Origin of the sequence: Nodosilinea sp. P-1105, from assembly GCF_012911975.1 — a bacterium.
Classification (GTDB): Bacteria; Cyanobacteriota; Cyanobacteriia; order Phormidesmidales; family Phormidesmidaceae; genus Nodosilinea.
Genome location: NZ_SMDQ01000002.1, coordinates 130,202 through 142,518 on the forward strand (window position 1 = coordinate 130,202; position 12,317 = coordinate 142,518).

The 12,317-nt window shown below is 54.6% G+C and carries 6 protein-coding genes; 1 reads left to right on the forward strand and 5 read right to left on the reverse strand.

Features of this window, described 5'->3' with window-relative positions; all coding sequences use genetic code 11:
* Positions 1-132: 132 nt before the first annotated feature.
* The 5 genes from E1H13_RS01630 to E1H13_RS01650 form a co-directional block, all read right to left on the reverse strand.
* Positions 133-4,617 (reverse strand): hybrid sensor histidine kinase/response regulator, encoded by a 4,485-nt coding sequence (locus E1H13_RS01630; protein WP_169611648.1) that lies wholly within the window; start codon positions 4,615-4,617, stop codon positions 133-135.
* Between the two features lie 57 nt (positions 4,618-4,674).
* Complete coding sequence (locus E1H13_RS01635; RefSeq protein WP_169611649.1) at positions 4,675-7,431, reverse strand: HAMP domain-containing methyl-accepting chemotaxis protein; 2,757 nt, start codon at positions 7,429-7,431, stop codon at positions 4,675-4,677.
* 53 nt (positions 7,432-7,484) lie between these two features.
* On the reverse strand, positions 7,485-8,015 hold the full coding sequence (locus E1H13_RS01640; protein WP_169611650.1) for a chemotaxis protein CheW: 531 nt from the start codon (positions 8,013-8,015) through the stop codon (positions 7,485-7,487).
* 17 nt (positions 8,016-8,032) lie between these two features.
* Positions 8,033-8,398 (reverse strand): response regulator, encoded by a 366-nt coding sequence (locus tag E1H13_RS01645; RefSeq protein ID WP_169611651.1) that lies wholly within the window; start codon positions 8,396-8,398, stop codon positions 8,033-8,035.
* A 230-nt stretch (positions 8,399-8,628) separates the two neighbouring features.
* A complete protein-coding gene (locus tag E1H13_RS01650; protein WP_169611652.1) occupies positions 8,629-9,909 on the reverse strand; it encodes a response regulator in 1,281 nt (426 codons plus the stop codon).
* Positions 9,910-10,510: 601 nt separating this feature from the next.
* Between E1H13_RS01650 and hmpF the strand changes: the two genes are divergently transcribed.
* On the forward strand, positions 10,511-12,268 hold the full coding sequence (hmpF, locus tag E1H13_RS01655) for a pilus motility taxis protein HmpF (protein ID WP_169611653.1): 1,758 nt from the start codon (positions 10,511-10,513) through the stop codon (positions 12,266-12,268).
* The last annotated feature ends 49 nt before the right edge of the window (positions 12,269-12,317 follow it).

Sequence of the window (12,317 nt, forward strand, 5' to 3'; positions counted from 1 at the left end):
CTAATAGTGTGAGGTTCTAAGGCGCGCTAGCCTTTATAGGCCAGTCATTAACTATCGCCCTAGCCAATCTGGTCTCTCTTAGGATACCGACTTCTACCGGCTACGGGAATGCTGCCTAGGGTTTAGAGGGGGCTAATCCCCACGGCGGGACACCATATTTTCCCCTTGCAGCATACGTTTGGCCGCATCCAGCAGCATTTCTTCCAAATAGGGCTTGGTAAAGTAGCCTTTAGCGCCCAAGTCAACAGCCATTTGACGGTGGCGATCTGCCCCCCGGGAAGTCAGCATGGCAATCGGAATAGGGCTAAGACGCTCATCTTTTTGCATGCGTGACAGCAGCTCAAGCCCATCCATGCGGGGCATTTCAATATCACAGAACACCAAGTCACAAGGCAGTCCCGATCGCAGCTTTTCCCAAGCCTCTTGACCATCGCGGGCCTGTTCCACCCGATAGCCCACCTTGTTGAAGCTCATCGACAGCAGTTCTCGAACGGTGATCGAGTCGTCCACAATTAAGACAGTCGGTTCGCTCTGGGTCGAGTAGCCTGCCGGCTCTTCCACCTCGGGTTGAGTCCACAGAGAAACCCCGGCTTCCCGTCGCATCCGCCCTGTGGCAATATCAATCAGCTCTAGGACATCAGCAATGGGCATCACCCGGCCATCCCCTAACACCGTAGCCCCCGCAATGCCCACGGGTTTGGGCACTGGCCCCTCTAATTGCTTAATCACAATTTCCTGCTCGCCAATCACCTGATCCACTTGCAAGCCCACAAAGGTGCTGGCACTGCGCAATACCACCATGGAAATGACATCCTCATCCTGGGGACCACCATAGACCCGGCCTCGGCCCAGGCTGCGGTTAAATTGCAACAAGTCGCCGAGGGGGCGGAAGGGTAACCTCATATCCCGCCAAAGAACGCTGGCATAACCCTGGGCATCGATTTGAATGCGCTCTTTGGGCACATCAAACATATCCTCTACCCCGTCCATGGGGAAGGCAATCCGAGCCTGGTTATTGACACAACTTAGGGCCTTGGTAATGCTCAACGTCAGGGGCAGACGAATGGTAAAGCTGGTTCCCTTGCCCACGTCCGACTCAATGGTGATGGAGCCTCGAATTTCCGACAGGGCCGTGCGCACCACGTCCATGCCAACGCCCCGCCCAGAAAAGTCATCGGCCTGGTCGCGGGTACTAAAACCGGGCAAAAACAATAAGTCATAGACCTCTAACTCAGACATACCCTCTACCTCGTCGGGGGTAATCAGCCCTTTCCGCAGGGCTTTATCCTTAACAATGGTTGGGTTAATGCCGCCGCCGTCGTCGGCGATGTAAATCACCGTCTGGTTCCCTTGGTAAAAGGCCCGCACCGTAATCGTACCCTCGCGCGGTTTACCGAGGGCGGCCCGTGCTTCTGGTGATTCAATGCCGTGGGTAATGGCGTTGTTCACCAGATGGGTCATGGGATCGTACAGTCGTTCCAAGATCATCTTGTCAATCAGGGTGTCCCGCCCCTCCACCACCAGTCTGGCTTCTTTGCCACACTTAACCGAAATATCCCGTACCGCTCTGGGTAACCGTTCCGCCGTTTGGCTAAAGGGCACCATGCGAGCTTTATTCAGCCCTTCTTGCAGCTGCGTGGTCACCTGGCGAAATTGCCGCGCAATCTGATCGGTAGAGTCAATGGTGAACTCAATGTCGGAGGAGGCCTCCCGGACTCGGACAATCAACTCGATCATCTCCTGGGACAAGGTATGAAAGCCAGTAAACCGGTCCATCTCCAAGGCGTCAAAGGTGGCCCCCGTGGCATGACTACCACTAGATTGCCCCGTTCCCCCCAGGGCAAAGGCCTGACGGTTGGCCATTAACGAGCTTTCTAGCAGCGATCGCTCATATAAATCCCGCATCCGCTGGCCCACATCATTCAGTTGGGACACTTGGGCCAACAGGTTATCCAGAAACTGCCGCAGCCGATCTTGATCTTGTTCCAGGGAGTTACGGTTGACCACCAGTTCCCCCACCAGGTTGCTGAGGGTATCCAGGTGACTGACAGACACCCGCATGGTCTGGTCTGCCATGGTACTGACTCGACGCGGGGTCCGCCGACTGGCCGCAGCTACACTGCCCCGACGGCTGCTGAGCACTGGGGCACTCCCCCCCAGTTGGTCAGCGTCTTCCAGCAGCTTTTCCAAATCCCCAAATTCATCGTCGTCACTGGAGTCCGCCTGTTGAACTGGGGCAACTGGCGCCGGGGTATGGACTGGAAGCGGCTCTGGGGTTGGATCGGGAGCGGCGATCGCATCGTCGTCCAGTAGTGCTTCTAAATCCTCAAACCCTAAATCAGCCTCATCAGCTTGACCAGGCTCAGGGGTATCTAAATCTACCCCTTGGATGTCTGGCTCCCCCATCCCTGGCTCCTCGGGGGCCGTTGCGGCGGCAGCATCAGCAGAACTGCCATCCAGGGGCTGCTCTTGATCCAGGGTGAACTCTACCTCCGGGGCATCCGTAGCTTGGGGGACAGCCTCAGCCGCAGCCACTGGGGGCTCTGGCGTCATCCAGTCAGCGGCCATGTCAGGGGCAGGGGATTCGGAGAAGGTGGCCGTGGCATCCTCTGGGGCCAGGTCCTCTGGGGTCAGGTTTTCTGGGGTCAGGTTTTCTGGGGGTAAGTCCGCTGCCGCCGAGTCAGTCAGGGCCCCATCATCATCTGTGCCCCCCTCATCTAGGTAAAACTCTCCAAACGGATCTGAATCAAGCTCAGAATCACTCTCAGCGTCAACCCCAGCGTCACCCCTAGCGACATCGGCGGTTTCTAGCCAATCACCGAGGTCATAGTCGGTAGCGGTGCTGGTTGGCTGACCGGGTTCGGTTCCTAACCCTAAATCCCAGTCGTCATCAACCGCCGCCGCACTGTCGATCGCGTCATCAGCCCAAAAGTCAGCTTCAGTGGACGACGCTGTGGCGACCCCAGCCGCATCCTCACCCGCCTCAAAGAAGTCCGCCAAGTCCTCAGTGGTTTGTTCGGGGACCGCCACAGACTGATCCCCACGATCAACGGCAAAGAAGTTATCCACCTCAGGCGCAGCAGGAGAGTCCGCCGGTGCTGCATCCGTAGCCATATCCAGATCGGCTTCTAAATCAAGGGACACTTTCGGAGTATGGGTGGGCTCTAAAGTCAGGTCCAACGCCGAGTCTAGATCATCGAGATCAGCTGCATTTACGGCTTCATCCGCAGGCTCGGTCACATCTGGTAGGGCTGACTCGTCATCTAAGTCATAGCCAAATAAGCTGGCCATCTCATCATCTAAGTCAGTGTCAGTGGTCTCATCGATGCCGGAGACTGGCTCAGCGCCTAAAAAGTCGGCAAATTCACTGTCAAGATCAGTCTGATCGTCATCTAGGTCGAAATCAGGGAGGGCATCATCAGTAATCGGTTCCTCTTCCCACATGTCCGCTAGATCGCCGACATCTCCTTCAAATAAGTCAGCCAGGCTATTGAGTTCAGCCATGCCCACTTCTGGGCCCACCTCACCAGGGGCAGCTGTTGCAGCGCCATCTAAGCTGTCTAACATGGCGTCCAGTCCGCTGTCATCAGCGGGCTGGCTGGTCTGGGTAAGTTGCTCTAACCAGCCATCATCCGTATCGCTCGGTGACGGCTCGGTATCATCGACTTCGGCTGTGGCAAACAAATCGGCCAAATCATCGCCGCTAGTGTCGTCATGCAGGGCTTCAGCCAGCAAGGCATCCAAAGCCCCATTGTCACCAACCGCCGCTGACACGGTGTCGGCTGGGACCATCTCTAGCAACGCCGTCGACGTCGTAATTTGGTCAGGGGCCTGCCTCAGCACCTGTTCTTGGGCTTGCTTTAGGTCTTTAATTACGATGGGGGCCAAGGTCCGATAGGTGACCTGGGGATTGCCCACCGCCTGGCGAACAGCATGGGTGAGGTCGCACCAATGGGTTAGTTCAAACTGCTCACCGATACTGTGTAACCGCTGGCAGATATGCGCTAGATCTTGTCTCGAGGTAGGGGTATCGGCCTGTTTGAAGGTGGTCAACATATCCCGCAACAGGGCTGGGATATCGCTGCGAAACACAAGATTTAAAGCACTGGTTTCAGGATTAGAGGCAGGTGCCGCCGCCGCCACTACCGGTACCGGGGTGGGTGCAGATACAGGTTCGAGAACTGCGGCAGGGGCTGTCTTCAGGAGCTGCTGCAGGTGGGTATCGGTTTCGGCAAAAACCGGCTCCAACGTCGCCATGATGGTGGTAGCTTGGTCTTCGGTGAGACCAAAGGGTCCCTGCAATTGTTCTAACTGGTCTTTTAGCCCATCAAAGATACGAAGCAGCAGAGATTCAAGCTCGCGATCGGTTTGGATCGGCGCCTCTTTTAACAACTTGAAGAAATCTTCCATGCGGTGGGCTGTGCGCTGCATGCTGCCGATCCCCAGCATGGCAGCTCCTCCCTTGACCGAGTGAGCTGCCCGAAACACCTCGTTCACCATGTCTGGGTCTTCGATAGTCGCTTGCAGACTTAACAGGCCCTGTTCAATGGTGTTGAGATGATCCTTGGCCTCTTCGATGAAGTAACCCAAGATGCGCTTTTGATCTTCAGGCAGCATGGTGATTCCCTTCTAAACACGTGCTTATTTCCCACCTGGCCCCAACCAGGCTGACCCCTAGTTATCAGCTTTATCTACCTTAAATCGCTCTACCGATGTCAGCAGATCTCGGGCAACCCCCACCAGGTTTTGCAGCGACCCCGACACCCTCTGAGATTCTTGGGAGGTTTCTTGGGCGGTAAGTTCTACCGATTGCATCACCTGAGCTACAGCCCGAGAGGTTTCGGTTTGTTCTACGGTGTCAGCGGTAATCGATCGCACCAGCACATCAATGCGGTTTGACACCTGGATAATGTCTTCCAGGGAGCGCTTCGCCTGTTCTGCCAGGCGAGTCCCTTCAATCACCTGCTGGGTGCCTTCTTCCATAGCGGTCATCACACCGCCAGTCTCACTTTGAATTTGCAGCACAATTTGCTCAATTTCCTTCGAGGCTTTGGCCGCCCGGTCAGCCAACTGCCGCACCTCGTCGGCGACAATCGCAAAGCCCCGACCAGCTTCCCCAGCCCGAGCCGCCTCAATACTAGCGTTGAGAGCCAACAGGTTGGTGCGGGAGGCAATCTGGGAAATTAACGCCACAATCTTAGAAATTTCCTGGGAGGATTCCGCCAGACGCTTGACCTTGCGGGTGGTTTCAGCCACCGTTTCACGAATTTCTAGAATCCCGGCCACAGTCCGTTCCACCGACTCCCCTCCCTTAAGGGCCGTGGTGGATGCTGTGCGCGCCACTTCCTCCGCTTCACGGGCACTCTCGGCCACCCGTTGAATCGAGTCAGTCATCACCTGCACCGAGTTCAGCGTCACCGCTAGCTCTTCCGCCTGGCGCAGCGCATCGGCGGATAGGCTACGGGCAAAAATCTCATTTTCAGTAGAGCCCTTACTGACTTGACGGGCCGCCACACTCACCTGCTGTACAATCTCTCGCAGGTTTTGAATGGTCAAGTTAAAGGAGTCTGCCACAGCCCCCAGCACATCAGCGGTAACTTCAGCCTGAACAGTCAAATCTCCCCGAGCCGCCCCTTCTACATCATCCAGTAGGCGAATCACCTGGCGCTGCAAGTCTTCTTTGGCCTGTTCTTGCTCTTGGGCTTTGCGCTGGGCCTCGCTGGTGGTAGTCAAAATCACCCGAGACATCTGGTTAAAGCTACTCGATAGGCGGCCAAACTCATCCTCTGAAAGGACCGTCGCCCGAGCGGCTAAATTGCCTTGAATCACTCCATTAAACTGGTTTTGTAGATCCTCGACGCTAGCCCTAATCCGGCGGTGAGATAGATGCCCCGCCCCCCAAGCTGCTCCAAAACCCACACCCCCAGCCGCTAGCGCCATCATGGCATGCACGGCCTTGGGGTAATCACGCTCGGGCTCCAAGGTTGAAGCCGCAAAGTTAACCACCCCAACCGCTAGCGCGGAAGCGACCCCAGCGGTAACCGCCACAATCAGCTCCTTGCCCGATAGGGTGGCATTATCCAGAAAGCTTAGCCAACCCTGACCATCGGCTACCGGCTCCACCTCGGCCCTGTCCCCCTGGGTAAAAACGGGTAGGGTGCTGGTTGTCCCAGAGAGGCTGAAAATATCTTCGTCACTCATGACCGATTGGTCACTCACGTCAGCCAGGTCAAAGGCAGAGGTGCCCGCAGTACTATAGTCCGTAGAGTCATCCGTAGAACTCAGCCCTGAGGCCCCTACCGAAGGGGTGGTAAACCCGGCAGAACTGTCCGATAGTTCGAAGTCGGGCAGGCTGCCTAAATCGTCAAACTCACTAAACTCGTCGAGGAAATCCACATTGCTGGACAGTTGAGAGCTACTGTCATCGTCAGCCGTCGGCACATTGCCATTCTTGGCATAGCTATCGCCTACATCATTCGCTAGCCCATCGTCCGCTAATTCATCGTCCGCTAGACCACTACCAGCAGTATCAAAATCTTCGCCCATCAGGTCGGGTTCTGGAGCAAAGACAGTCATGTCGCCACCGTCGTCCTCCAGGGCTGACCAGGCTTGGTCAAAGGACTCATCCGCCAGCCCAACATTTTGGGACGGGCGATCGCCTCTAGCCCCTGAGCGCTGAATCGCTTCACCGTCATCCCCATAGCTCCCAAAATCCTGACCACCAAAGTCTTGATCCCCAAAGGGATCGGCCTGTTGACCGTCCCCTAAAGCATCCGCTGGAGAGTCATCCTCGAAGGTAATATCCTCTAAGCTGTCTGCCAAACCTGAATCCATAGCTGCAAACGGATCTTCAAACGCCTGACTTTCGCCCAGGGAGATGGCGTCTGCTTCAAAGGGGTTGCTAGGGCTGGCTCCAAACGGATCGTCAGGTATGTCAAAGCCAGGATCACCGAAAGGTTGACTGAACTCAGTTTGCTCCGCAGCAAGGCTCTGGGGGGAGTCAAAATCAACAAAACTGTCCTGTTCCAGTAAGGCCTCATCACCTGAGGTGGCCTCTAGGGGCACGGCGGTATCTGCCATTGGGCTGGACTGGGAAGACTCGGGGCCAAAGGCGGTGCTCCCCCCGTCACCATCAACATCGGGAGCTGAGTGGGGCAAAAACTGAGTGGTGTAGTCTAAGCCGTTGGTAGCGTAGTCCACATACTCTTCTTCGGAGGTCACTTGCAGTACTGTGGCATAGAGATCTCGAGCCAGATCGTACTGTTGCAAGCCATAGCAATAGATGTGCCCCCTTAGCAGTAAAACGCTGGGATCGTCAGGGTACTCCTCAGCAAGCTGATCAATGGCCGCTGCGGCATCCTGATAGTTGCCTTGTACATAGGCTCTCTCAGCTTTTTGATAAGCCTGAGAGTAATCAATGCCTGAAGCCATAATCTTCTCCTGCCAGTGCAAATGTCCTAAAGGGGTGAAGCGGGTCTGAGCGACTAGGTAGCCCACCGGGCTGAGCGAATCACGGCAATGTGATCCAGCAGCCGCAGAGTTTTATTTTTATCAGGGTCAATCATCCACTCTCCGCGCAAAAATGGAGCCATGGCATCTGGGCTATCGTTTGGGACCCTTGTTTTATCGGGGTTTAGCCAGCGAGTTCCGACAATTCGATTAACGGCTAAGCCTAGCATAGTTCCCTGATCTTCAACGGCAATCACGGAAATTTCCGGACGGTCTGTATTTAGTATGGAGGAATAACCTAAAAACTGACCTAAATCGGCCACCCAAATCACTCGCCCTTGCTCATTCAGGGTACCGAGTAGGAGATGAGATACGTTGGGAATGGGCGTAATCCGATCGGGGGGATGTTCGATAATGCGACGAATACCGGTGGCGGGCAGGGCGAATTCATCGTCTGAGGTCACAAAAAAACGGAGAAATAATTCGCCCTCAGGGGTTTCAAGTTCCTGAAGCTCTGGGTCTTGATCTTGCCCAGTTTGAGTTAAAAAGTCTGGATTGCCTACCATAATGCTTGTGCGGTTGCTTATCCCCTAAGTAGCTGTTTGACGGTACCAACCAATTCCATCGGCTGAAACGGCTTGGCAATATAGGCGTCGGCTCCCTGTTTCATCCCCCAGTAGCGATCAAATTCTTCCCCTTTCGATGAACACATCACCACCGGCACATTTTGGGTAGCCGGATCGGCTTTAATTCGACGACAGAGTTCATAGCCGTTCATGCGGGGCATGACAATATCGAGCACCACCATATCAGGTGACTGACTTTGGAGTTGCTCTAAGGCCTCCATGCCATCGCTAGCCACAAAGACTTGCAGGCCAATACCCCGCAATAACTCTGAAATCATTTCCCGTTGGGGAAGGCTATCTTCTACCACCAGAACTTTACGCATAAGTTGATGCTGAGAGGGTGAATACCTCGGTGACATAGGCTGACACCCTAGCCTGTCTATGGAACTACCAGGGACGGTTGGCAATCAGTGGAATGCCTTCAGTTGTGATTCTAAGGTACCCGGAATGGCGACTGATCCTGCTAACCGTGGCGAACTCCTCAACCCAGTAGTTCAAATTATGGCGAATCTTGAGGAAATTGGAGCAAGATACCCCTGGACAATAAGGAATGTTACCGGGAAAGGGGCGGGGAACTCAGGTCGATGTCCAGGTCATCTTCGATCGCATCGGCCAGTAATTGATCAGGGGCAGGGCGATCGAGATCCCCAGGACCAACGTACTTCTCCACCAAGGCCAGTAGTTCGGTAGCACCAAAGGGTTTAGTTAAATAGTCTGTGGCGCCGCTCATTCTAGCCTTGACCCGATCTAAAAAGCCATCTTTACCGGTAAGCATGACGATGGGGGTTTGGCAGAAGGCACTGGCATGACGCAACATGGCACAGAGCTCGTAGCCATTCAACTCAGGCATGGCGATGTCGCACAAAATCAAATCCGGTTGCAGCTGAAACAGTAATCCCAGGGCTTTAAGGGGGTTGCCCAGGGAGGTCGCTTCATAGCCCTGGCCAGATAGCATTTGCTCTACCGTCTGGCGAATCGAAAGACTGTCGTCGATACACACAATCCGGGGCAAACGCTCCTGCCAAGGTCGGCCATTGTCAGGCTTGGCGGTCAAGGAGGAGGACAGTGGGCCATAAACCAAGCTAATTTGGCCATGCTGAATAGCTGGCAACAGGCTACGAGCGACGGTAACAAGATCGCGATTGAGATAGCGGGCGATACGCCGGATCGAGGTTTGGCCATCCATCCACTGGCTCAGGCGGTTATAGGCTGCCTCTGACACACTGGCTCGAAAGGCAGCGGGGTCGAGCAGCAGAGGACATTGATCGGGGGATTGCAGATTGGGGTGGAGCTGATGCCAGGTTTGAATTTGCTGGGTTAGTCCACTGACTAAATCGCTAATTTTGTGGGTCATCAGCTGAGGGCTCAGGGCTGAACCCAGCTGGAACACAAAGGCCCCATGGTGCAGACTCAGGAGATCAAAGAGGGTCTCGTGCACCATATGGCTGAGAATTGAGCGTCCTTGGTCTGGGGTGATCAGATGCTGCTCTAGCAGAGCCCAGAGGGTGCCATACTCGGGAGAATTAAATGAGGCGATCGCAGAGGTGATACTCGGATCTGGCAATGACTGGGCTAAACCGTAGCGCTGCAGATGATCCCACAGGCGATCGAGGCTGTTGTCGGTGGTGCCAGCGTACACCAGCTGACCATTCGCTAAAAACACCAGCCATGAATGGCCGCGATCGCTAAATTCCCGATCCGCGTCTCCGGGCTGCCCTAAGGATTTTGGTCCCGCAGTACCATAACTTTCCAAATAAAGCTCACCCGTCCGTTGCCCCAGCTCGATCAGCTGCAGCATGCTGCGAATGTCAATTTCCGACAGATAACCCTGCATGCAGCCCCAAAACCCTCAAACAAATCAACCAAAAGGTAACCCTATTGCCCCTCGTAGGCCTTGATAACGGCGACATCAGCACTACCGGCAGAGCATTCCCCGCCCAAGGGACAACTCGCTGACTTGCTAGAGCCAATCTGGGTAGATCAATCATCTGTTTCCAGTACCAGTATAAGACTCCCTTACTCAAACCTTACCCATCATGTTTCCCCACCAGCAGCAACCGCTCAGGCCACAGCACCAGGAAAATTGATGGAGTCATAGGCTTAGCCCTTTCGGGTTTCCGGGCACATTAATCTTATCTATGTAAATAGATTCAGAGTTCGGTTCCCAAAGAGACCTATGCATCGGGCCAAAATTAGCTAAGATCCGTTGTAGCTTCGGGGCAATTTAGATTCGGGTCATGTTCTACTTAGGTTGTCAAGGCCCACAGTGCCTGTTAACCCGGTATACAAACTGGATCAAGGCCCTGTTTATCGGCTCTTGGAGTCCAGCGCATCTGTTCTGACCTTCAGAGCTCGGGTGACCTATTGGGTTTGACTGACTATTGCTTGACTGACTATTGAAATTACTACGTTTTTAAGCGACGAGGACCACCAGCGTGCTGTATCTTGCAGAAGTCCAAAAAAAGTCAGGATTTATTGGTACTGGTAAACCTGAGTTTAAGTTACTGGCTTGCCAGCGTAGCGAGCATAGCTGGAGCGCCGTTACCGGTGATGAAACCTTAGCCGCTCCTGATGATGCCTCCTACAATGCTGGCGCTCTAGTGATGGTTGAGGTGAGTGGTAGCCGCCAGGTCCAACGTCACTATGAGGCGGGGCGAACCCTGACTAGCATTCTGCAGAACTTTTCTAACCTGAGCAAGAAATCGAAAACTCAGGAAGAAGAAATTGAGCAATGGAAGCAGTCCTTGACCTTCCAAAGCCAAGAGCTAAACCGCCGGGAACTGGAGATTGAAACCCGCCAGGAACAACTGGAACAAGCAGAAGCCGATTTCGAGCAGCTAGACGGCCAGCGGCAGGAATTGGAGCAACTGCGCCAAGCCCTAGAGCAACAGCAGGCTGAGCTCGATCGCAAAAATCAAGACCTAGAGGGAGCCTGGGCTCACCTGAATGGTGAGATGCGGCGTCTGGACGAACTGAAGGCTGATATGGGTGCTGGCACTGGTCTGGCCCCTGGGCAGATTGATCAACTCCAGGCCGCCCTCAACCGCCTCACTGAGACCGTGATGCCGATGGAAGGGCTGCGGGAGCCCTTGACCCACGCCAATGATGGCCTCACGTATCATCAAGGACTGCTCGGAGATTATCGTCAGTCCTTAGAAAACCAGCGTCAAGAGTTGGAGCAGCGTCAGCAAGAGCTGGATCAACAGTTGGCTCAGCTACAGCAGCAGTGGGCTGACTGGCACCAGGCCGAGGCGGCTCTAATCGCCAAAAAAGAAGATCTTAAGCTGCGCCAGCAGGCCATAAAGGCCCAGCAAGATCAGCTGCAAACCCTCTCAGATACGCTCCACATTCAAGGGAATTTGCACCAAAAGTTATACGACCTGCTCAACACCTCCGATAAGGTGCGCTTAAGCAAGAAGGTGGACGTGGCTTCCTTAGAGGCGATGGATCTAGATGCCCTGCAGACTCTAGTCACAGACTTAGAAAAAGATATGGAGAAGGTTTCTCGGTTTGTGTCCGACCAGGAAGAGGAACTGGCCCTAGAGAAGCAGGCCATGGACGATATCAAAGCCAAGATTGAACAGGCCAACGAGTTTGAGCGCCTGGAACTGGAAACGGAGTTGGCCGAAGAGGATGATCGCTACCAAATGTTGAATGAAACCCTGGTAGGACAGCGGCGTAACCTACTGGAACGAGAAGAGGTACTAAGCCAACACCAGGCTGTGCTCAAGCGGCGGCAGGGACTAGTGGTTGAAGAAACGCCGGTTAATGCCGTTGATCTAGAGCCCATTCTCAATAGTGTGGATGAGCAACGGCAACAAACCCTAGATGCCATTAGTGCCCTAGAGGCCGCCATGAAGCAGGCCCAAGAGGACGTGAGCCAACTGAAGCTAGACATTGATGCCGATGACCAGCAACTGGCGGCTGAACGGGCCGAGGTGGAAGCCTTTGACCATCAAGTGCGGCAACAACAGCTTGATCTGGCAGAGGTACGGGGTAAGCTGGGCGTCTGCGAAGACCTGCTGAACCCAGCCCAAGATAGTGTGAATGGTATGAGGCAATCCCTTGATCGCCTGGCCGATGGGGTGGCTAAGTTGCAAGAGGTGAATGACTATCAACTCCAGGCGATCGCCGAGCTACGCCAAGCGGTGCACAATACCACCAACTCGGCTGCACCAATGGCGGCGTCATAACCCCGTGAACACCTCGGCAACTGTGCTCAAAGTGTTACAGTGCTCCGGT